The following is a 22,933-nucleotide window of genomic DNA, read 5'->3' on the forward strand; positions in this document are numbered from 1 at the left end:
GCCGGCGCAGCGTCGCCCGTTGGCGACCTCTCCCGGCCGCGTCATTTTGATACCCTCCAATTTGATCAATGCAGCGCTCGTTGGCATCGACTTCGGCAAGATCGATTTCGAAGCCAGTCTCGAAGAACTCAGCCTGCTCGCGCAAAGCGCGGGCGCGAATCCTGTAGTCACTCTCACCGGACGTCGTTCCAGTCCCGACGCGAAGATGTTCGTCGGCAGCGGCAAGGCGGAAGAACTGCGTCTTGCGTGCGAAGCGAACGACATCGAACTCGTGATCTTCAACCACGCTCTGGCCCCTGCGCAGCAGCGCAATCTGGAGCGGGCGCTTAACCGGCGCGTGGTCGATCGCACCAGCCTCATCCTCGACATTTTTGCGCAACGCGCCCGCAGCCACGAAGGCAAGCTGCAGGTGGAGCTCGCGCAGCTGCAGTATCTGTCCACCCGGCTGATTCGCGCGTGGACTCACCTTGAACGGCAGAAGGGCGGTATCGGTCTGCGCGGTCCGGGCGAAACGCAGCTCGAAACCGACCGCCGGCTGATCGGCGAGCGCATCAAGGCGCTGAAGATCCGGCTCGACAAGCTGCGTCGCCAGCACGGCACGCAGCGCCGCGCGCGCAGCCGCAACCAGACGATGTCGGTATCGCTCGTCGGCTATACGAACGCGGGCAAATCGACGCTGTTCAATGCGCTGACGAAGGCGCAGGCCTACGCCGCCGACCAGCTGTTCGCGACGCTCGACACAACCTCGCGGCGCGTCTATCTCGGCGACGAAGCGGGGCAGGTGGTGGTCTCCGATACCGTCGGCTTTATCCGCGAGCTGCCGCACCAGCTGGTCGCCGCGTTTCGCGCGACGCTCGAGGAAACCATTCACGCGGACCTGCTGTTGCACGTGGTCGACGCGTCGAGCGCGGTGCGGCTCGATCAGATCGACCAGGTCAACGAAGTGCTGCACGCGATCGGCGCGGACACGATCCGTCAGGTGCTCGTGTTCAACAAGATCGACGCGGTGCCGGAGCTGGCGGCCCGTGGCGACGCGGTTGAGCGGGATGAGTATGGTAATATTTCGCGCGTCTTTTTGAGCGCGCGCACGGGGCAGGGGCTTGATACGTTGCGCGCTGCCATCGCTGAAATCGCTACTGCCGAACCGCTTACCGACATGCCGCTCGATCCGTCAAAAGACGACCGCGCTGCGGAACCGCACGATAATCATAAGGTTCCAGAACTCGGGCACTGACCCGTTCCAATTGCATTGACACGCTGTCTACTCTGGTGAACGAACACAGGTGAACGATTACAACGAGCGGAGTACCTGGCTGCGTATGCGCGCCTTGCTTTCACTGAACGATCCGCGCTGGGGCCGGGGCGACGGTAATGGCGACCGGCAACGGCCGAACGATCCGAAGCGTCCGGGGCGCGACGGCGAGGGGCCGCCCGATCTCGATGAAATGTGGCGCGATTTCAATCGTCGTCTATCGCGGATTTTCGGCCGCAAGGGCGGGGGTGCCGGCGGCGGCCGTCCGGACAACGGACGCGGCGCGCGCATCGGCGTCGGCATCGTGATCGGCGTGCTGATCGCGATCTATCTCGGCAGCGGTGTGTTCGTGGTGCAGGACGGCCAGGCGGCCGTCGTGATGCAGTTCGGCAAATACCGCTACACGGCGGATCAGGGCGTGCATTGGCGTCTGCCGTATCCGTTCGAATCGCACGAGTTCGTCAACATCGGGCAGACCCGCCAGGTCGAGATCGGCCGCAGCAATGTGGTGCGTCTCGCGAACGTGAAGGACGCGTCGATGCTCACGCACGACGGCGACATCGTCGACGTGCGCTTCGCGGTGCAATACCAGATTCACAAGCCCACCGACTATCTGTTCCGTAGCGTCGAACCCGATCAGAGCGTGATGCATGCCGCGCAGGCGGCGGTGCGCGCGATCGTCGGTGCGCACAGCACCAGCGACATTCTCGATCAGGATCACGAAACCTTGCGCCAGCAGTTGCAGGCGTCGATCCAGCAATCGCTCGACCAGTACCAGTCCGGCCTCGCGGTCACGGGCGTGACGATCCAGAGCGTGCAGGTGCCGGAGCAGGTGCAGCCCGCCTTCGACGCAGCCGCCAAGGTGCGCGACGAAAACGAACGTGCGAAGCGCGATGCGCAGGTCTACGCGGCCGATCTGCTGCCGCGCGCGCAGGCCGACGTCGCGCGTCAGGTCGCGGAAGCGAAGACCTATAGCGAAAGCACGGTCGCGCAGGCGCAGGCCGAGGCCGAGCGCTTCAAGCAGGTCTACGCGCAATACGCGAAGGCGCCGGCGGTGGTGCGCTTCCGTCTGTACATGGAAACGATGCAGCAGATCTACTCGAACGCGACCAAGGTGTTCGTCGACGCGAAGAACGGCAACAACGTGCTGTATCTGCCGCTCGACCGGCTCGTCGAGCAGAACCGCGAACGCCAGGCCGCAGCGTCCGGCGCGGCTGCGGCGAGCGCGCCGCAAGGGGCGAGTGCCGCGGTGCCGTCGGTTGCTTCGGGACCCGCTGCGGTGCCCGATACCGGCGCCGCCGCAGGTGCCGCGACCGACGCCGCCTCGGCCCCCGCGGCTTCCGCGCCGGCGCCCGCGAGCCGTCCGAGCGCCGCGTCGCTGCGTTCGCGCGATGCATTCCGCAATCGCATGCGTGAAGATGACGTTCAATAAGGAGCGCACGGAAACATGAACAGAATCATCGCGCTCGTCGTCGCCATCGTTATCGTGCTGTTCGCGGCATCGTCGATGGTATTCGTCGTCGATCAACGCCATATGGCGGTCTTGTCCGCGCGCGGCGACGCCACGCCCACGCTACTCGGCCCCGGTCTGCACGTGAAGCTGCCGCCGCCGCTGCAAACGGTCACGCTGGTCGACAATCGCATCCAGTCGCTCGACGCACCGGACGAAGACCATTACGTCACGTCCGATAAAACCGATCTGCTGGTCAACCCGGTCATCAAGTTCCGTGTAACCGATCCGCTGAAGCTGATTGCCGAAACGAAGGGCGACGTGCAGAGCTTGCCGGATCGGCTCGCGCTGCTGTCACGCGGCGCGCTCGGCGATGCGTTCGGCAAGTTCACGCTGTCGGATGCGCTCGCCAAACAGCCGGCGCTTGCCGAAGAAGCGCGTCGCGCGATGGATCAAGGCGCGGCGTCGCTCGGCGTGTCGGTGGTGGACGTGCAGTTGACGCGCGTCGATTTGCCGGCGTCGGCAACTGATGGCGTCTTCAAGCGCATGATCGCCGCGCGCGATCAGGCCGCTGCCGACGAGCGCGCGAAGGGCACCGCGGAAGCGGATCAGATTCGTGCCGACGCGCTTGCGAAGCAGCAGGCGGTGCTCGCCGACGGCCTCGCGCAGGCGCAGGGCATTCGCGGCGAAGGCGATGCGAAGGCCGCGGAAATCGCCGCCGAAGCGTTCGGCAAGGACCCGCAGTTCTATCAGTTTTATCTCAGCATGCAGGCGTACCGGAAGACCTTCAAGCCGGGCGATCTGATCGTGGTCGACTCGAACAGCGAGTTCTTCCGCTTCATGCGTAGCCCGACCGGTGGCGCCGCCCCGGACGCTCCCGCGACGACTCCGCGCAAACGCTGATTACCGAAGGCCGCGGCATCCGCATCGCGGCCGCTTCACTCGCATGGACATAGCTGGCTCGTTACTGCTCGCGATCGCCTTGATGCTGATTATCGAGGGGATGTTTCCCTTCGTTTTTCCGAGCGCCTGGCGCGACACGTTCCGTAAAATAGCGGAGCGGCCGCCGCATCATATTCGCGTCGGCGGACTCATCGTGATGTTGCTCGGGCTGGTTTTGCTGTTTATCGCGACCTGAAGAGGCGAGGGTTTCGCGTGCTCTGACGCTCGGCTCTCACGAACACCGCGCCAGCGCCGCGAAACGGGGCCCGTAGTCGCGGGTTTCGTTCGCTTGCATAAGGCGCTGGCCTGGCAGGCGAGGCACCGCCTGCCGTATGCAGCATGCCGCGCGTCATGCACGAGTCGCGAGGAGAGTGTCGCCGGACCGCCCGGACCGCCCGAACGACCTGCCGGAATCAAGTCGCTGCACGCCATTCACACTCATTCATCGGCGCTTCAAGACGCCGTGCTCAACGCCGTAGGACTGTATCGATGTCGACCTGGTTGCTTCCCGAGAATATTGCCGACGTGCTGCCGTCGGAGGCCCGCAAGATCGAAGAATTGCGGCGTCATTTGCTGGACCGTTTCCGCTCGTACGGCTACGAGATGGTGATGCCGCCGCTGCTCGAGTACCTCGAGTCGCTGCTGACGGGCGGCGGCCAGGACCTGAATCTGCGCACCTTCAAGCTCGTCGATCAGCTGTCGGGCCGCACGCTCGGTCTGCGCGCCGACATCACGCCGCAGGTCGCGCGTATCGACGCGCATCTGCTGAACCGCCAGGGCGTCACGCGTCTGTGCTACGCGGGCAACGTCGCGCATACGCGGCCGCGCGGCCTGCACGCGACGCGTGAGCAGATCCAGATCGGCGCGGAAATCTATGGCCACGCGGGCCTCGAAGCGGATCTCGAAATCCAGCAGCTGATGCTCGACGCGCTGCGTCTGGCCGGTCTCGGCAAGGTGCGCCTCGACCTGTGCCACGCGGGCGTGCTGGCTGCGCTGATCGAGGCCGAGCCGGCCGCCGAACAGCTCGGTCAGGCGTTGTATGACGCGCTCGCCGGCAAGGACGTGCCGCGTCTCGTCGAGCTGACCGCGCAACTGTCGCCGGTGATTCGCGATGCACTGCGCGCGCTGCCCGCCTTGTACGGCGATGCCTCGGTGCTCGAAGAGGCGCGCGCGCGTTTGCCGAACTCGCCGGCCATTGCCCGCGCGCTCGACGACCTCGCGTTCCTCGCGAGCCAGGTCGACGGCGCGGAAGTGATGATCGACCTCGCCGATCTGCGTGGCTACGCGTACCACAGCGGCGTGATGTTCTCCGCCTATGTGGACGGTGTGCCGAACGCGGTCGCGCGTGGCGGTCGTTACGACCACGTCGGCCAGGCTTATGGCCGGGCTCGCGCGGCAACCGGTTTTTCGCTCGATCTGCGCGAAGTCGCGCGGATTTCGCCGATCGAAGCGCGCAGCAGCGCAATTCTCGCGCCGTGGCGGCACGACGACTCGCTGCGAGTCGCGGTCGCGGCGCTGCGCGATGCCGGCGAAGTGGTAATCCAGGCGCTGCCCGGTCACAAGCACGATCTCGACGAATTCGCGTTCGACCGTGTGCTGGTCGAGCGCAATGGCGCATGGGTGGTCGAACCGCGCGCCTGAGCGCGCGTTCCGATAAAGCCCGTCCGGGGTACCTTCCCGTGCGTTAGCCACAGGGCGGCCAGACGGCCGCCGGAAACGGGCGCGGTCATGCCGACAGCGGCGCCCGCGCAACCTTCGCAATACTCAACATAACGTGCATGCCGTTGAGCGGAAACGGAAAAAATCCGGAAGCTTCCGCGAACATAGGTAGAATACGTTTTTAACCAGCTTACGAAACAACATGTCTGCCAGCGCAGTGAATGTGAACCCCGGGCGCAACGTCGTCGTCGTGGGTACCCAATGGGGTGATGAGGGCAAGGGCAAGATCGTCGACTGGCTGACGGACCACGCTCAGGGCGTCGTTCGCTTCCAGGGTGGTCACAATGCCGGTCACACGCTTATCATCGGCGGCAAGAAAACCATCTTGCGCCTGATTCCGTCGGGCATCATGCATCCCGGCGTCGCGTGCTACATCGGCAATGGCGTCGTGTTGTCGCCGGAAGCGCTGTTCAAGGAAATCGGCGAACTCGAAGCCGCCGGCGTCGATGTTCAGAAGCGCCTGTTCATTTCCGAAGCCACCACGCTGATCCTGCCGTATCACATCGCGATCGACCAGGGCCGCGAAGCGCGCCGCGGCGCGAGCAAGATCGGCACGACTGGTCGCGGCATCGGCCCGGCTTACGAAGACAAGGTTGCGCGCCGCGGTCTGCGCGTGCAGGACCTGTTCGACGCGACGGCATTCGCCGAGCGTCTGCGCGAAAACCTCGACTATCACAACTTCGTGCTCACGCAATACCTCGGCGTCGCCGCGGTGGACTTCCAGCAGACGCTCGACACGATGCTGAGCTACGCCGAGCGCCTCAAGCCGATGGTCACCGACGTGTCGCGCCGTCTGTACGACGTGAACGCGAACGGCGGCAATCTGCTGTTCGAAGGCGCGCAGGGCACGTTGCTCGACATCGACCACGGCACCTATCCGTTCGTTACGTCGAGCAACTGCGTCGCGGGCGCCGCGACGGCAGGCGCGGGCGTTGGTCCGCAGAAGCTCAACTATATCCTCGGCATTACGAAGGCGTACTGCACGCGTGTCGGTTCGGGCCCGTTCCCGAGCGAACTGTACGATGCGGACAACGCGTCGCGTCAGGACCCGATCGGCCTCGAACTGGCCACCGTCGGCAAGGAATTCGGCTCGGTCACCGGCCGTCCGCGCCGCACCGGCTGGCTCGACGTCGCCGCGCTGCGTCGCTCGATCCAGATCAACGGCGTGTCGGGCCTGTGCATGACCAAGCTCGACGTGCTCGACGGCCTCGACGAAGTGAAGCTGTGCGTCGGCTACACGGTCGACGGCCAGAACGTCGACCTGCTGCCGCGCGGTTCGACGGAAGTCGCGCGCTGCGTGCCGATCTATGAAACCTTCGCGGGCTGGAAGGAAAGCACGGTCGGTATCAAGGAGTGGGACAAGCTGCCCGCTAACGCGCGTGCGTATCTGTCGCGCGTCGAAGAAGTCGCGGGTATTCCGATCGACATGGTGTCCACCGGTCCGGATCGCGACGAGACGATTCTGCGACGTCATCCGTTCAAGGTCTAAGCGATGCAAGGTGTACCGATGATCGCGATGAAAGATCCGCGTAACGACGACAAGAACCTGTGGGTCGGCTGGGAGGAATATCACCGGCTGATCGAATTGCTGGCGCTTGCCGTGCACGAATCGGACTGGAAGTTCGACCAGATTCTGTGTCTCGCGCGCGGCGGTCTGCGCGTGGGCGACCAGCTGTCGCGCATCTACGATCTGCCGCTGGCGATTCTCGCCACGAGTTCGTATCGCGAGGCGGCCGGCACGGAGCAGGGCGAACTCGACATCGCGCAATACATCACGATGACGCGCGGCGAACTGCACGGCAACGTGCTGCTCGTCGACGACCTCGTCGATTCGGGCGTCACGCTCGCGCGCGTGCAACAGCATCTGAAGGAGCGCTATCCGGCCATTACCGCGGTGCGCTCGGCGGTGCTCTGGTACAAGGGCTGCTCGAAGGTGAAGCCGGACTACCACGTGCAGTATCTGCCGACGAATCCGTGGATTCATCAGCCGTTCGAGGAATGGGACACGGTGCGTCCGCATAACCTCGGCGCGTGGATCAAGCGCGGCATCGCGCAGGCCGAGGAGTCGGCCGGCAACAAGTGATGCGTGCTCGCCTGCCGGGGGACGGCTGTTTCGCCTGACCTTCCCGCGGCCGGCCGCTTGCACCGCCCTGGCTGAAATGCCGTATCCGCAAAACGGAGCCCTATGGGCTCCGTTTTTTTATGCGCGCGCCACATCCGGCATCGCGTCTCGCGCACGTTACCCGCCATCCGCGACCGACCGTCCGGTCGCCGCCGTCCGTCGCGACGGTTCCCGGCTTGGGCAGACGCGGTCATATCGCAGTGCTACACTTCGCGGACATCCACGTAGCGTATCAACAACAGGCTGGGTGGCGTCAGGTGGGCGGTTTAGAATAGCGGTCGTTTTTTCCGCCCGGGAACGGACTCCCTTGCGTCTATGACAGATAACAATCACGCACATAAACAGCCGCTGCCTTCCCTTGCGATCGCCGCAATCGGAGTGGTATTCGGCGACATCGGCACGAGCCCGTTGTACTCGCTCAAAGAGGCTTTCAGCCCGTCGCATGGCATTCCGTTGACCGATCAATCGATTCTCGGCGTGATCTCGCTGCTGTTCTGGGCGATCATGATCGTGGTCGGCGTGAAGTACGTGCTGTTCGTGATGCGCGCCGACAACAACGGCGAAGGCGGCGTGCTTGCGCTGATGGCGCTGGCGTTGCGCTCGGTCGATCAGAAATCGAAAATGGCCGGCCTGCTGATGATGCTGGGCATCTTCGGCGCCTGCATGTTCTATGGCGACGCGGTGATCACGCCGGCGATCTCGGTGATTTCGGCGGTCGAAGGTCTGGAGATCGCCGCGCCGCATCTGTCGCATCTGGTACTGCCGCTGACCATCGTGATCCTGATCGCGCTGTTCTGGATTCAACGTCACGGCACGGCGATGGTCGGCCGCCTGTTCGGTCCGATCATGGTGGTGTGGTTTCTCGTGCTCGCCGTGCTCGGCTTGTGGCACATCGTGCAATCGCCGAGCGTGATTCGCGCGCTCAATCCGTACTACGCCTATACGTTCATGGCCGCGCACGTGCTGCAGGCCTACGTGGTGCTCGGCTCGGTCGTGCTGGTGCTGACCGGCGCCGAGGCGCTGTACGCGGACATGGGCCACTTCGGCGCGAAGCCGATCCGTATGGCGTGGTACGTGCTCGTGATGCCGTCGCTGGTGCTGAACTACTTCGGCCAGGGCGCGCTGCTGATGCACGACTCGAAGGCGATCGAAAATCCGTTCTTCCTGCTCGCGCCGGACTGGGCGCTGTTGCCGCTCGTCGTGCTGTCGACGGTGGCGACCGTGATCGCATCGCAGGCGGTGATTTCGGGCGCGTACTCGCTGACGAGCCAGGCGATCCAGCTCGGCTACGTGCCGCGCATGAAGGTCCTGCACACGTCGGAACTGGCGATCGGGCAGATCTATGTGCCGGTCGTGAACTGGATGCTGCTGTTCATCATCCTGTGCATCGCGATCGCGTTCAAGAGCTCGGATAATCTGGCCGCCGCATACGGTATCGCGGTGACGGCGACGATGGTGATCACGACGATTCTCGCCTGCGTCGTGATGGTGAACGTGTGGAAGTGGAACAAGTTCCTGGTCGCGCTGATCATCGGCGTGTTCCTCGTCGTCGACCTCGGGTTCTTCGGCGCGAACCTGCTGAAGGTCGAGGAAGGCGGCTGGCTGCCGCTGTGTATCGGCGCGCTGCTGTTCTTCCTGCTGATGACGTGGTTCAAGGGCAGGATGATCGTCAAGGAGCGCACGGCCGCCGACGGTATCCCGTTGATGCCGTTCCTGCAGGGCTTGCTCGCGCATCCGCCGCATCGCGTGTCGGGCACCGCGATCTATCTGACCGGCAGCGACACGCTCGTGCCGGTGAGCCTGCTGCACAACCTCAAGCACAACAAGGTGCTGCATGAGCGCACGATCTTCCTGACCTTCATCACGCGCGATATCCCGTACGTGAACGACGCCGAGCGCGTGACGGTCAAGGACATGGACGGCGGCCTGTATCTGGTGAAGGCGGCCTACGGTTTCAACGAGACGCCGGATGTGAAGGCGGTGCTGCTCGACGTCGGCCGCACGCACGACATGACTTTCGAGATGATGGACACGTCGTTCTTCCTCGCGCGCGAAACGGTGGTGCCGACGCAGTTGCCGGGCATGTCGGTGTGGCGCGAGCGCGTGTTTGCGTGGATGCATCAGAACGCCGCGAAGCCGACGGACTTCTTCAGTATTCCCGCCAACCGGGTCGTGGAGCTGGGGACCAAGATCGAGATCTGACGCGTTATTTTCCGCGCCTGGCGCGCGGGGAGTACAAACAAAAAGCCCACGCATTGCGTGGGCTTTTTTTATGCCTCGGTGAACGAGGCGTGGGCGATGAGTGAGCAGTAAATGAGCGATCTCTCACACCACACACTCAAGCACAGACCGGCACACCTGCAAACGAGGTGGACCGATCCGCGACCGCTTCCTTACTTCTGCTTGAGCTTCGCAAACGCGGCCGCCATCGCGCCAGCCGGCTCCGCGTCGCGCGAGCGCTGCGGCGCACCGCGTCCGCCGCCACGATTGAAGTTGCCGCCCGAGCCGCCGCGATCCTGCTGTGCGCCACCGCCGCTGCGCGGGGCTGTCGCGCCGGGTTCGTCGTCGAGACGCATCGTCAGCGCAATCCGCTGGCGCTTCACGTCGACTTCGAGCACCTTGACCTTGACGATCTGACCGGCCTTCACGACTTCATGCGGGTCCTTGATGAACTTCGTCGACATCGCCGACACGTGCACGAGGCCATCCTGATGCACGCCGACATCGATGAACGCGCCGAACGCCGCGACGTTCGTCACGACGCCTTCGAGCAGCATGCCCGGGATCAGGTCGCTGACCTTCTCGACGCCCTCGCGGAACGTCGCGGTCTTGAACTCGGGGCGCGGATCGCGGCCCGGCTTTTCGAGTTCGACCAGAATGTCGCGCACCGTCGGCAGACCGAAACGTTCGTCGACGAATTCGGTCGGCGACAACCCGCGCAACGCGTCGCGATTGCCGAGCACTTCGCCGACCTGCCTGCTGATCTTCGCGAGAATGCGCTCGACGACCGGATACGCTTCCGGGTGCACCGACGAACGGTCGAGCGGATTCTCGCCGTTGTTGATACGCAGGAAGCCGGCCGCCTGTTCGAAGGTCTTGTCGCCGAGACGCGGCACCTTGCGCAGATGCTCGCGCGACGGGAACGGACCGTTCGCATCGCGATAGTCGACGATGTTGCGCGCGAGCGTCGCGTTCAGGCCGGACACGCGCGCAAGCAGCGCGACCGACGCGGTGTTCGCATCCACGCCGACCGCGTTCACGCAGTCTTCGACGACCGCGTCGAGCGAACGCGCGAGTTCGCGCTGGTTCACGTCGTGCTGATACTGGCCGACGCCGATCGCTTTCGGCTCGATCTTCACCAGCTCCGCGAGCGGGTCCTGCAGACGTCGCGCGATCGACACCGCGCCGCGCAGCGACACGTCCATGTCGGGGAATTCCTTCGCCGCGAGTTCGGACGCCGAGTACACCGATGCGCCCGCTTCGGACACGACGATCTTCTGCAGCTTCAGCTCCGGATGACGGGCAATCAGCTCGCTCGCGAGCTTGTCCGTCTCACGCGACGCGGTGCCGTTGCCGATACTGATCAGCTCGGCTTGCGTTTGCGCGGCGATGCGCGCGAGCTTCGCGAGCGAGCCGTCCCAGTCGCGGCGCGGCTCGTGCGGATAGATCACGTCGGTGGCGAGCACCTTGCCGGTGCGATCGACCACCGCGACCTTCACGCCCGTGCGCATGCCCGGATCGAGGCCGATCACGGCCTTCGGACCCGCCGGCGCGGCCAGCAGCAAGTCCTTCAGATTACGCGCGAACACGCGAATCGCTTCGTGCTCGGCTTCGTCGCGCAGGTTCGTGAGCAGTTCGTTCTCGATGTGCGGCTGCACCTTCACGCGCCAGCACCAGCGGCACACGTCGGAGAGCCACTTGTCGGCGGGGCGGTTCTGATTGGCGATGCCGAAATGCCGCGCGATCAGCGCTTCGCCCGGATGCGGCACCTGCGCGTCGAGCTCTTCACCGAGACCGAGCTTGATCATCAGCACGCCGGCATTGCGGCCGCGGAAGAGGGCGAGCGCGCGATGCGACGGCACCGTGCGGATCGTTTCCGCGTAGTCGTAGTAGTCGCGGAATTTCTCTTCTTCCGCGGTTTCCTTGCCTTCCACCACTTTCGACGACACCACGCCCTGGTTGAACAGGTAATCGCGCAGCTTGCCGAGCAGATCGGCGGTTTCGCCGAACTGTTCGGAGAGGATGTCGCGCGCGCCGTCGAGCGCGGCTTTCACGTCGGCCACGCCTTTTTCCGCGTCCACGTAGGCGGCGGCTTCGGTTTGCGGGTCGAGCAGCGGATTGCCGAGCAGCGCGTCGGCGAGCGGCTGCAGGCCGGCCTCACGGGCGATCTGCGCGCGCGTGCGGCGCTTCGGCTTGTACGGCAGATAGAGGTCTTCCAGCACCTGCTTGCTGTCGGCGCCTTCGATCGCGCCACGCAGTTCGTCGGTGAGCTTGCCCTGTTCGTCGATGCTCGCGATGATCGTCGCGCGCCGGTCTTCCAGCTCGCGCAGATACAGCAGGCGTTCCTCGAGGTTACGCAGTTGCGTGTCGTCGAGATTGCCGGTCACTTCCTTGCGGTAACGGGCGATAAACGGAACGGTCGCGCCTTCGTCGAGAAGTTCCACCGCGGCCGCGACCTGGCGCGGCTGGACGGACAGTTCGGTGGCGATGCGCTGGACGATCTTGAGTGCTACGGTTTCCGTCATAAGGTCTTGGTGTTCCTGCGGACTCAGTGATGGGCCGCGCGCGGGCGGCAAATCGGGACAGGCCGGGCGTGGGCCGCGACCAGGTTGCTAGAGCGGGGCATTTTGCCATAAATGCCAAAGGGCTCAACCGCAGGGTGTTAGAATTTCGGGCATGTTCCGTTGACCCTCTACGACGTTGCCAATCTCCTTGTCCCTCACCCGCCTGGTCTCTTTTCTGTCGTCAGGTTCGCTGCCGGGTTCGACTCCGGGTTGGTCTTCGCATTTGCCCCGGTTGCCGCTGGTTTCGTCGCGCTTGTTCAATTCGTTTCGTTCGTTCCGTTCATCGCCGTCATGTTTGTCGCTCGGATCGCTCGCCGCGGTGAGCGCCGCGTGCGTGATCGCCGGTGTGGTGGCGATGCCGGCGCCAGCTGCCGCACAGACGACCACACAAACGGCCGCACAGACCGCGACGTCCGCGCAGGGTACGGCAGCGGTTGCAGCACCCGCTGCGGCAGCATCGGACGCCGCTATCGCCGACAGCCCGCAAAGCGCGAGCGACACGGCCGCGCTGGACAAATCCTTCGAGGAGCGGCAACAGGCGCTCGACCAGCGCAGCGACGACAACAACTATCAATACGCGGTCGCGCAGCACAACTGCTACAGCCGCTTCTTCGTCAATCACTGCCTGAACCGCGCGCGCGATTCGATGCGGACCGTGCAGGCGCAAATCCGCAAGGAGCAGCTCGCGCTCGACGCCGAACAGCGTGCGCAACGCGCGCGCGAACGCGACGAGCGTACCGCGTTGCGGCGCGCGCAAGCTCAGGCGGAAGCGCCGCAGCGCGCAGCCGAAGATGCGCGCAACGAGCAGGCGTATCAGGACAAGCAACGTCAGCACGCGATCGATCAGGCGCAGCGCAACGCCGAGGCGCCGCAGCGCGCGGCCAACGCGCAGGCGTACGAAGACAAGCGGCGCCAGCATGCGCTCGATCAGGCGCAACGTGGCATCACGCCAGCACAGGCAGCGACCAATCAGCAGGCCTACGACCAGAAGCAGGGCGACTTCCAGCGCAAGCTCGACGAAGCGCATCAGCAGGGCGCACAAAAGGCAGCGGAGCGTCAGCAGAAGCAGGAGAATTTCGAGCGCAAGCAGGCTGACGCCGCGCAGCATAAGGCCGACGTCGAGGCGCGCCAGAAGCAGGCCGCCGAGAAAGCCGAGCAGAAGCGTCAGGACGACCTGAAGCAGCAGCAACTCGAAGAGCAGCAAAGACAGCAGCAACAGCAGCAACAGCAACAGCAACAGTAGTAAAGGGGCTGTAGGAACTGTGCAGTAAAGTGAGCCAGTAACCCCCGGTGGTCCGTGGCCGGGGGTGGGCGGCCGTAGTTGCCGTAACGCGTTTTGAGCCGGACAGCAACCTCAGGTATCGGGCTGCGCGCACGCGGTCGATGCCGCAGACGAGAGGAGGCGAGCATGCGCGATCGTCATCACGCCATCGACGCGAACACGCTTCGCGACCGCATTCTGCAGCTGGAATCGGAGCACAGTGGGCTCGACCGGTTGATCGACCGGATCTCGGACGAGCCCGGCATCGACGACTTCGAGTTGCAGCGCCTGAAAAAGCGCAAACTCAAAGTCAAGGACACCATCATCTTGCTGCAATTGCAGCTCGAACCGGACGCGCGTGCCTGAGTTCGCGGCCTGGCAGGCGCCGGGCGCGCCGCGCGCGAGCCGGACCTAGCAGGAACGCTTGCCTTGAATTCACCGCATGACACTTCATCCCCGGCCGCATCGGGCGACGCATCCACTACCGGCACGCCGGCGCCGCGCGCGGCCGCGGCCGTGCCGGGTGTGTCGCTGAGCCGGCGCCGCGTGACCGAGCTCGACGAGATCTTCGCCGGCAATGGCCTGCTCGCGCGGCAGATCGACGGTTATCGGCCGCGCGCATCGCAGATCGACATGGCGCGTGCCGTCGCTTCGGCCATGGAGGCGTCGGGCCGCGCGATGCCCGAGCCGGCGATGTTCGAGGCGCAGAAGCGCCCGGCGCGGCGTCTGCAGCAGGCGGGCGGCGATGTCGCCGCCGAAGCGGCCGACAGCACGGAAGCCGACGGCGCCGACGGTGGTGAAAATACGCTGATCGTCGAGGCGGGCACCGGTACCGGCAAGACCTACGCGTACCTCGTGCCGGCGATGCTGTGGGGCGGCAAGGTGATCGTCTCCACCGGCACCAAGCATCTTCAGGATCAGCTGTTCCAGCGCGATATTCCGACTGTGCGCGACGCGCTCGCGGTGCCCGTATCGGTTGCGATGCTCAAGGGCCGCGCGAACTACCTGTGCCACTACTATCTGCAGCGCACCGCGGACAACGGCCGTCTGCCGTCGCGTCAGGAGACCTCGTATCTGCAGGACATCGTGCGCTTCGCGAAGATCACGCGCACCGGCGACAAGGCCGAGCTCGCGAGTGTGCCGGAGACCGCGCAGGTGTGGTCGATGGTGACGTCGACGCGCGACAACTGTCTTGGTCAGGAGTGTCCGCACTACAAGGACTGCTTCGTGATGCAGGCGCGCCGCGAAGCGCAGCAGGCCGATATCGTGGTGGTCAACCACCATCTGTTTTTCGCCGACATCATGCTGCGCGACACCGGCATGGCCGAACTGCTGCCGACCGCCAACACGGTGATCTTCGACGAAGCGCATCAACTTCCCGAAACCGCGACGCTGTTTTTCGGCGAAACGCTGTCGACCGCGCAGTTCCTCGAACTCGCGCGCGACTCGGTGGCCGAGGGTCTTGGCCATGCGCGCGATGCGGTCGACTGGGTCAAGCTCGGTGCGACGCTCGAGCGCGCGGCGCGCGATGTGCGGCTCGCATTCAAGGAAGACTCGGTGCGTCTGTCGATCGGCCAGTTACCCGACGACCATCCGCTGTTCCCCGCGCTAGAGACGCTCGAAACCGAACTCGACGCGTTGGCCTCGGCGCTGGCGGGACAGGCCGAGCGTGCCGAATCGATCGGCGTCTGTCTGCGTCGCGCGCGCGAATTGCAGGGCGTGCTCGCCGGCTGGACCACGCCGCCCACGACTACCGAACGCAACGCGGCGGCCAACCGCGAAGGCGACGCCAACGCCAATGCGGAACGCACCGATCCGAACGAAAAGGTGCGCTGGATCGAAGTGTTCTCGCACACGGTGCAGTTGCACGAAACGCCGTTGTCGGTCGCGCCGATTTTCGCGAAGCAGCGCGCCGGCGTGCCGCGCGCGTGGATCTTCACGTCGGCGACGCTGTCGGTGCGCGGCGATTTCACGCACTATGCGGCGCAGATGGGCCTGAACTCGAAACGCTCGATGACGTTGCCGAGCCCGTTCGACTATCCGTCGCAGGGGCTGTTGTACGTGCCGCGCAATCTGCCGCAGCCGTCCTCGCCGATGTTCACCGATGCGGTGTTCGACGCCGCGTTGCCCGCGATCGAAGCCTCGGGCGGCGGTGTGTTCATGCTGTGCACGACGCTGCGCGCGGTGGACCGCATCTCGGCGAAGCTGCGCGAGGCGATCGAGTCGCGCGGTTGGGACTATCCGTTGCTCGTGCAGGGCGATGCGAGCCGTACCGAATTGCTCGACCGCTTCCGCGCGTACGGCAACGCGATTCTGGTCGGCAGTCAAAGCTTCTGGGAAGGGGTCGATGTGCGCGGCGATGCGCTGTCGCTGGTGGTGATCGACAAGCTGCCGTTTGCGCCGCCCGACGATCCGGTGCTGTCTGCGCGACTCGATGCTTTGACGAAGAAAGGCTTGAGCCCGTTCGCCGTGCATCAGCTGCCGCAGGCGGTGATCACGTTGAAGCAGGGTGCGGGGCGGCTGATTCGTGCGGAGACCGATCGCGGCGTGTTGATGATCTGCGATACCCGGCTCGTCGATAAGCCTTATGGCCGTCGTATCTGGCAGAGTCTGCCGCCGTTCAAGCGGACCCGCGAAATCGATGTGGTCCGCGAGTTTTTCGAAGAGAACGCTGTGCCGGATTCAGCGGCCTGATCGATCGCTTCGATTTCGCATAAAAAAACGCCGCTTCAATAGCGGCGTTTTTTTATGCGCGCAGAGCGACGCCAAAAAACAAAACGCCACGGAGATGAATCCGTGGCGTTTTGCCTGACTGCCGGGAAACCGACCGATCTTCGCGACCGATTTTCGAACGATTTCCCGAAGCAGTTCTCGCCCAGAGGCGAACCCTACGCGACAGCTTACTGGCTTGCGCCCGAAGCCGGAGCTGCAGCCGAAGCAGCAGCGTCCGAAGCGGCAGCGCCAGCGTCCGAAGCAGCAGCCGTAGCCGAAGCAGCAGCGTCGCTCGCAGCAGCAGCAGCACCCGAAGCAGCCGTAGCTGCGTCCGAAGCTGCAGCAGCCGGTGCCGAAGCAGCAGCTGCGTCGCTAGCCGGTGCAGCGGCCTGATCGTTGCTCTTGTTGCATGCAGCCAGTGCCACAGCTGCCAACAGGGATGCTACGAGGAGGGATTTCTTCATGATCACGTCCTTTTATGGTTTAAAGGTAAGCAACAGCGCAAAATAAAACCGGTAATGTGCTCCAACACCGACCTGGGCCGCTGGTGGAGATGCTCTTTTGACGAGCTGAAATCTTCCCTACGGCTTGGGCGGAAATTATATGCACTTTCGTACTGACAGTCGATCAATCCGGGGTCAATACGTTGTCTTTCTCATACAAAATTTCACTGTACGGTATAACACGTGGGCAGAATTACGCAAGCTCGCCCACTTGTATCCAGCCCGCACAATACCACTCGTGTAGCAGTGCTGTCACCGATGAATCGTGCGAGAGTGTTACAAAGCGTTTCGCACTCATGCACCGTAGATTGGCGAGATCAAACAGCCATTTTTTTGCGCCGTCCCACGCTATTTCTTCTCCATTTACGAAGAAAAAACGACGTTCATACAACAGGTTAGTCTTGCGATCGAGCCGCAGGCCAGTTTTCGATGCCGAGCTGATAAAACGGGCTTCGTTGAGCGGCCGTTGCGGCGGATCGAAGACGACACTCGGCTTGGGTTCGCTGAGATACGTGCCAAGGAACGACGCAATATCCTGCTCATTCCATTTGATCCGAGCAAGGATCGCGCCCACCCGTTCGACGAGCGCCGCCGGCAGTTCTGCGGGACGCTCCACCGCCGGTTGCTTCGGATCGCGATAGAGCGCGCCGGCCTTGCCGGCCGCCTCGCCGCGCTCGGCCAGATGGTAGAGGAACTGCGCGGTCAGCTCGCTTTCCGAAGGCGCGCGAAAACCGATCGAGCAGGTCATGCATTCGCCTTCGGCGATGCCGTCATGGGCGATATGCGGCGGCAGATACAGCATGTCGCCGGGCTCCAGCACCCACTCTTCCTCGGCCTCGAAATTCTGTAAAACTTTCAATGGCAAGCCGGGTTGCAGCGTCAGATCCTTCTGCGCGCTGATGCGCCAGCGGCGCTTGCCTTTTACTTGCAAAAGAAACACATCGTAGGAATCGAAGTGCGGGCCGACGCCGCCGCCATCGGTCGCATACGAAATCATCAGGTCGTCCAGACGCGCGTCGGGCACGAAGCGGAAGCGATCGAGCAACGCGCGCGCACGGTCGTCGTGCAGGTCCACGCCCTGCACCAGCAGCGTCCATGCGCGCTGTTTGATCGACGGCAGTTCGTCGGGCGCGAACGGACCGTGTTCGAGCTGCCACTTGTTGCGGAAGTGGGTGATCAGGCGCGCTTCGATGTCGTCCTGATCGGCGAGTTCGAAAAGCTCGTCGCGCGTGAGCGGCGCCTCGATGTTCGGGATCGCCTGACGGATCAGCAACGGCTTTTTCTGCCAGTACCGGCGCATGAATTGCGACGGACTCAGATGGCCGAGCAACGCGGTCGGAACATCGGGCGCGGGTGGAAGAATGGGGTGCGTGGCCGGCTTTGCAGCAGACGACGAATTGGGTGCCGAAGCTGCATCGGCCGGGTGGTCAGTGGGCCGCCTGGGCATCGTATAATGTGAGTTGTATTCTGGAGAATCGAATGAAAATCGCAAAGAACACCGTCGTGTCGGTCGCCTACAAGCTGTCGGATGCACAGGGCAATCTGATTGAGGAAAGCGACGAGCCGATGGTCTATCTGCACGGCGGCTATGATGGCACGTTCCCCAAGATCGAGGAAGAGCTCGACGGCCACGAGGCCGGCTTCGAGACCCAGATCCAGCTCGAGCCGCAAGATGCGTTCGGCGAATACGATCCCGAACTCGTGAAGATCGAACCGCGCGATCGCTTCCCGGAACCGCTGGAAGTTGGCATGCAGTTCGAAGGCACGCCTGAAGACGGCGACGAGGAAATCGACTCGCTGGTGTATGTCGTGACCGACGTCGCGGAAGACAAAGTCGTGCTCGACGGCAATCACCCGCTGGCCGGCATGGCGCTGCGTTTCGCACTGACCGTGAAAGACGTGCGTCCTGCTACCGAAGACGAAATCGAGCACGAACACGCGCATGGCGCGGATGGTCTCGAAGTCCTCGACGACGATGAGGACGAAGACGAAGAAGGCAATTCAAAACCGACCCTGCACTGAACTGGCGGGTATGCGTGGCGCCGTCGCGGGGGCAGTCGGCGCCGAGGTGGGCGAGGCGGGCAATATCGAGCCCGGCGGCATTGAGATCGCCGGTCCGTAGCCGCCACCGCCCTGGTCCGACGGGATACGCGGTTGCTGATCCAGTTTCGACTCTCCGGGCGTTTGCAATAGCGGCGGCAACTCCGACGCCGGCCCAAACCCTTCCACATTAGGCATTTCAGACCCACCGGGCGTCGACGCGCCGGTATCCTCGCGCGGCGATCCCGATGACGACACTGGCGGCGTGGCGGGCAGCGGCATCTGCTTCGGCACGTCGCGCACACTCACGCGGAACGGCGGCTTCCTCGCGAAATCCGCTTCAATTTCGGTCCACTGGTTAAGACGGTCACGCGGCGCAAGTGCGATACGCGTGAGATTCGTCACGACCATACCCTTGTCATTGTGTAGCGGCTGATCGATCACGAAGCCGCCGGCCGCACGTTCGTCGTCGGCATGGACCACGACGACCGGCCCGCGAAAAATCTGCGCGAGCTTGACGAGGCTGCGTTTGAATTCGAGAAAGCCGTCGCGGCGTGAGCTATGCGCGAAGCGCAGCCATGCAAACCGCTCGGGCCGTTCGTAACGCTCCGGGTCGAAGTCGCCCTGAATGAACACGACGATCGCGCGCGCGTCGCGGCGCTTCGCGTATTCGCCCGCGTGTTCGAGCCAGAACGCATTGGCGATCACACGATCTTCGAACTCGCCGTTGCGGCCGCCCGCGGTCAGATAGTGATTGTTTGGCCCCGGTGCGTTCAGGCCGACGAACACGATGTCGCCGGCCTTGTCGCTCACGGTCCAGCGCACGTTTTCGCGAAACTGACGAAAGCGTGAGACTTCGCTTTCGCGCGTCAACGCGATCGGGTTCTGGCCCATCGAGGTCGGATCGGCGAAGAGCGTCTGCCGCAATTGATCGAGCCGTTCGACCGGATCGAAGCCGCCGGCCTCCGCGGTGCCGCAATCGACCCAGTCGTGCTGGCCGGGGATGAAGAAGAGGGCGGGCCGTGCGCTTTCGAGCAGCGTGTGGCGGCGTTCGAAGAGCGTGTCGCGGCACACTTCCTTCGGCCCCTTCAGATTGCCGTTGTAGACGATGAAGCGCACGTCGCGGTCGCGGCCGATCGCTTCGAGCAGCCGCTGCGTGGAAGCTTCGTCGGCGGGACTGTGCATCGTGTTCGCGATGACCGCGAACGTGAAGCGCGAGGCCGCGGCTTCGGCCGGCGTAGTCGACACCCACAACACCGCCGTCAGCGAAGCAACGATGCCGCCCGTCAACGCGAGCGCGTGGCACAGCGCCGCGCGCAATCCGCGTGGACGGGGCGGATGCGTCGAGGTGTCAGTGGTCCGCATCCGGCGCGTTGGCCAGTTCGTGCAGTTCGTACAGCAGATCGAGTGCTTCGCGCGGCCGCAGATCGTTCGGATCGAGGCCGCGCAGACGCTCGACGAGCGCCTGCATCGCGGGCGAGACGGACGGCGTAGCGGTGGGCGCATCGTAGTCGTCGTCCGCGTCTTCGGCCAGCATGGCCGGCGGCGCGGCAAACAGATCGAGTTGCGGCGCGGGCTGCGCGGCCGATTGCTGCTCCAGATGCGCGAGATGCTTGCGCGCCGCACGGATCACCGCGTTCGGCACGCCGGCGAGCTGTGCGACCTGCAGACCATAACTCTGGTTGGCCGGCCCTTCGTTCACCGCGTGCAGGAACACGATGCCGTGTCCATGCTCGACCGCCGACAGATGCACGTTCGCCGCCTGCGTAAATTCCGCCGGCAACTGCGTCAGCTCGAAGTAGTGCGTCGCGAACAGCGTGTAGCAGCCGTTATGCGATAGCAGATGCCGCGCGATGGCCCACGCGAGCGCGAGGCCGTCGAACGTCGAGGTGCCGCGGCCGATCTCGTCCATCAGCACGAGGCTGTGCGGGCTTGCGTCGTTGAGAATCGCGGCGGCCTCGGTCATCTCGACCATGAAGGTCGAGCGGCCGCCGGCGAGGTCGTCGGCGGCACCGATACGCGTGAAGATGCGGTCGATCGGCCCGAAGGCCGCGCGCCGCGCCGGCACGTAGCTGCCCACGTAGGCGAGCAGCGCGATCAGCGCGGTCTGACGCATGAAGGTCGACTTACCGCCCATGTTCGGGCCGGTGATCAGCAGCAGCTTGCGTTCGCTCGCGAGCAGGCAGTCGTTGGCGATGAACTGCTCGACCTGAGCCTCGACGACCGGATGACGACCCTGTTCGATGTCGATGCCGGCCTCGGCGGAGAAGGTCGGCGCGACCCAGTCGAGTGCGCGAGCGCGTTCGGCGAACGCGGCCAGCAGATCGAGTTCCGCGAGTGCCGATGCGACCCGCTGGCAGTCCGGAATGAACGGCAACAACGCTTGCAACAACGCATCGTACAGCGCACGTTCGCGGGCGAGCGCACGCTCCTGCGCGGACAGCGCCTTGTCCTCGAAGGTCTTCAGTTCGGGCGTGATGTAGCGCTCGGCGTTCTTCAGCGTCTGCCGACGGCGGTAGTCGTCGGGCACCTTGTCGGTCTGGCCGCGCGTGACTTCGATATAGAAGCCGTGCACCTTGTTGTATTCGACGCGCAGATTGCCGATGCCGGTACGCGTGCGTTCGCGCGTTTCGAGATCGATCAGGAACTGTCCGCAGTTCTCCGAAATATCGCGCAGTTCGTCGAGCTCCGCGTCATAGCCGCGTGCGATCACGCCGCCGTCGCGCACCATCGCGGCCGGTTCCTGCGCGACCGCGCGCTTGAGCAGTTCGACGCACTCGGCCGGCGGTTCGAGCGACGCGTCGATCCGCGCGAGCGAATCCGCGTTCGATGCCACCGCCGCGAGTTGCGTGCGCAATTCGGGCAGCGCAATGAAGGTGTCGCGCAGGCTCGACAGATCGCGTGGCCGCGCCGAGAGCAGCGCGAGCCGCCCGGTGATCCGCTCGATGTCCGAAATCTGCCGCAACGCGCTGCGCAAGGTGTCGAGCTCGGCACCGGGCGGCGCGTCGAGCAGCGCGCCGATGGCTTGCTGACGCGCCTGGGCGAGCGCCGGATCGCGCGGCGGATGATGCAGCCAGTGACGCAGCAGGCGGCTACCCATCGTCGTGCAGCAGGTGTCGAGCAGCGAGCACAGCGTCGGCGATTCGGTGCCGCGCAGCGTTTCGGTGAGTTCGAGGTTGCGGCGCGTGGCCGGATCGAGGCCGATGTATTCGGACTCGTATTCGACTTTCAGGCTGCGTACGTGACGCAACTGCTGGCCTTGTGTGGCCGCCGCGTACAGCAGCAACGCGCCGGCCGCGCCGCATGCGCAGCCGAGCGAGTGGGCGCCGAAGCCGTCGAGGCTCGCGACTTCGAGCTGATCGCACAGACGCTTGGTGCCCGACGTGATATCGAAGTGCCAGGCGGGCACGCGCTTGAGCGCGCTGGCGTTGACGGGCGGCGTCCAGCTCGATGAATCCGCGGTGGCGTCGGCGACCAGAATTTCGGCGGGGCGGATGCGTTCGAGCGCGGCGGCGACCTGGTCGGGCGCGACTTCGGCCAGACGCAGCGCGCCGCTTGCCAGATTGAGCCACGCGAGGCCCACGCTTGTCGCGACGCCGCGGCGGTTATGCGCGACGCACATCGACAGCAGATAGACGTCGCTCTTGTCGGACAGCAGCGCCGCGTCGGTCAGCGTGCCAGGCGTGACGACGCGCACGACCTTGCGCTCGACCGGACCCTTCGAGGTAGCCGGGTCGCCGATCTGTTCGCAGATTGCGACCGATTCGCCGAGCTTCACGAGCTTGGCCAGATACTGTTCGACCGCGTGATGCGGCACGCCGGCCATCTTGATCGGATTGCCCGCCGACGCGCCGCGTTGCGTGAGCGTCAGATCGAGCAGACGCGCGGCTTTCTCGGCGTCCTCGAAAAAGAGTTCGTAGAAGTCGCCCATCCGGTAGAACACCAGCGTGCCCGGATGCTCCGATTTAATGCGCAGATACTGCTGCATCATGGGAGTATGTTGTGCGACGTCGGTGGCCGCTGCGGTTTGAATGCCCATCCTTGGTGTCTTCTTGCGGTAGATGCTCAGGGCGTGAGTTTAACCCGCCGACGCGGCGAGCGGACCCTGGCCGAATGGACGATCCCCGGGGCGGGATCGATGGGGTAAT

17 protein-coding genes are annotated in these 22,933 nt (G+C 64.5%); 12 read left to right on the forward strand and 5 right to left on the reverse strand.

Translation table 11 applies throughout. The features are described from left to right. Positions 1-46 precede the first annotated feature (46 nt). The 8 genes from hflX (at position 47) to HHL14_RS03410 (ending at position 9,687) form a co-directional block, all read left to right on the forward strand. Positions 47-1,234: a GTPase HflX gene (hflX, locus tag HHL14_RS03375; protein WP_169496141.1), complete on the forward strand. Its 1,188-nt coding sequence runs from the start codon at positions 47-49 to the stop codon at positions 1,232-1,234. A gap of 49 nt (positions 1,235-1,283) precedes the next feature. Further along, a complete protein-coding gene (gene hflK, locus HHL14_RS03380) occupies positions 1,284-2,684 on the forward strand; it encodes an FtsH protease activity modulator HflK (protein WP_169496142.1) in 1,401 nt (466 codons plus the stop codon). Between the two features lie 15 nt (positions 2,685-2,699). Continuing rightward, positions 2,700-3,605: a protease modulator HflC gene (hflC, locus tag HHL14_RS03385; RefSeq protein ID WP_169496143.1), complete on the forward strand. Its 906-nt coding sequence runs from the start codon at positions 2,700-2,702 to the stop codon at positions 3,603-3,605. A gap of 43 nt (positions 3,606-3,648) precedes the next feature. Continuing rightward, positions 3,649-3,840 carry a DUF2065 domain-containing protein gene (locus tag HHL14_RS03390; RefSeq protein WP_169496144.1) on the forward strand — a complete coding sequence of 64 codons (192 nt, stop codon included), beginning with the start codon at positions 3,649-3,651 and terminating at the stop codon, positions 3,838-3,840. Between the two features lie 293 nt (positions 3,841-4,133). Then, positions 4,134-5,285, forward strand: a complete 1,152-nt coding sequence (locus tag HHL14_RS03395; protein ID WP_169496145.1) for an ATP phosphoribosyltransferase regulatory subunit — start codon at positions 4,134-4,136, stop codon at positions 5,283-5,285. A gap of 220 nt (positions 5,286-5,505) precedes the next feature. Then, positions 5,506-6,852, forward strand: coding sequence for an adenylosuccinate synthase (locus HHL14_RS03400; protein WP_169496146.1), 1,347 nt, complete (start codon positions 5,506-5,508; stop codon positions 6,850-6,852). Between the two features lie 18 nt (positions 6,853-6,870). Beyond that, the gene (locus tag HHL14_RS03405; protein WP_169496147.1) at positions 6,871-7,446 is read left to right on the forward strand and encodes a phosphoribosyltransferase; all 576 of its coding nucleotides are present in this window, start codon (positions 6,871-6,873) and stop codon (positions 7,444-7,446) included. A 354-nt stretch (positions 7,447-7,800) separates the two neighbouring features. After that, complete coding sequence (locus HHL14_RS03410) at positions 7,801-9,687, forward strand: potassium transporter Kup (RefSeq protein WP_169496148.1); 1,887 nt, start codon at positions 7,801-7,803, stop codon at positions 9,685-9,687. A 191-nt stretch (positions 9,688-9,878) separates the two neighbouring features. Here HHL14_RS03410 and HHL14_RS03415 read toward each other — a convergent pair whose 3' ends face one another. After that, positions 9,879-12,230 (reverse strand): Tex family protein, encoded by a 2,352-nt coding sequence (locus HHL14_RS03415; RefSeq protein WP_169496149.1) that lies wholly within the window; start codon positions 12,228-12,230, stop codon positions 9,879-9,881. A gap of 334 nt (positions 12,231-12,564) precedes the next feature. Here HHL14_RS03415 and HHL14_RS03420 point away from each other — a divergent pair, with 334 nt between their 5' ends. From HHL14_RS03420 to HHL14_RS03430, 3 genes are all read left to right on the forward strand, one after another. Beyond that, on the forward strand, positions 12,565-13,512 hold the full coding sequence (locus HHL14_RS03420) for a hypothetical protein (protein ID WP_407945253.1): 948 nt from the start codon (positions 12,565-12,567) through the stop codon (positions 13,510-13,512). Positions 13,513-13,677: 165 nt separating this feature from the next. After that, the gene (locus tag HHL14_RS03425) at positions 13,678-13,896 is read left to right on the forward strand and encodes a DUF465 domain-containing protein (protein ID WP_169496150.1); all 219 of its coding nucleotides are present in this window, start codon (positions 13,678-13,680) and stop codon (positions 13,894-13,896) included. Between the two features lie 63 nt (positions 13,897-13,959). After that, positions 13,960-16,224 (forward strand): ATP-dependent DNA helicase, encoded by a 2,265-nt coding sequence (locus tag HHL14_RS03430; RefSeq protein WP_169496151.1) that lies wholly within the window; start codon positions 13,960-13,962, stop codon positions 16,222-16,224. 206 nt (positions 16,225-16,430) lie between these two features. Here HHL14_RS03430 and HHL14_RS33045 read toward each other — a convergent pair whose 3' ends face one another. Further along, entirely contained in the window at positions 16,431-16,706 is a 276-nt protein-coding gene (locus HHL14_RS33045) for a hypothetical protein (protein WP_230412894.1), read from the reverse strand. Positions 16,707-16,938: 232 nt separating this feature from the next. Beyond that, complete coding sequence (locus tag HHL14_RS03435) at positions 16,939-18,192, reverse strand: cupin domain-containing protein (protein ID WP_169496299.1); 1,254 nt, start codon at positions 18,190-18,192, stop codon at positions 16,939-16,941. Positions 18,193-18,224: 32 nt separating this feature from the next. Here HHL14_RS03435 and HHL14_RS03440 point away from each other — a divergent pair, with 32 nt between their 5' ends. Then, positions 18,225-18,767 (forward strand): FKBP-type peptidyl-prolyl cis-trans isomerase, encoded by a 543-nt coding sequence (locus tag HHL14_RS03440; RefSeq protein ID WP_169496152.1) that lies wholly within the window; start codon positions 18,225-18,227, stop codon positions 18,765-18,767. Here HHL14_RS03440 and HHL14_RS03445 read toward each other — a convergent pair. Continuing rightward, the gene (locus HHL14_RS03445; RefSeq protein WP_169496153.1) at positions 18,747-20,150 is read right to left on the reverse strand and encodes a hypothetical protein; all 1,404 of its coding nucleotides are present in this window, start codon (positions 20,148-20,150) and stop codon (positions 18,747-18,749) included. The genes HHL14_RS03440 and HHL14_RS03445 overlap by 21 nt on opposite strands. Beyond that, positions 20,137-22,824, reverse strand: a complete 2,688-nt coding sequence (gene mutS, locus HHL14_RS03450) for a DNA mismatch repair protein MutS (protein WP_169496154.1) — start codon at positions 22,822-22,824, stop codon at positions 20,137-20,139. The genes HHL14_RS03445 and mutS overlap by 14 nt, the downstream gene beginning before the upstream one ends. Positions 22,825-22,933 lie beyond the last annotated feature (109 nt).

Origin of the sequence: Paraburkholderia antibiotica, from assembly GCF_012927125.1 — a bacterium.
Classification (GTDB): Bacteria; Pseudomonadota; Gammaproteobacteria; order Burkholderiales; family Burkholderiaceae; genus Paraburkholderia; species Paraburkholderia antibiotica.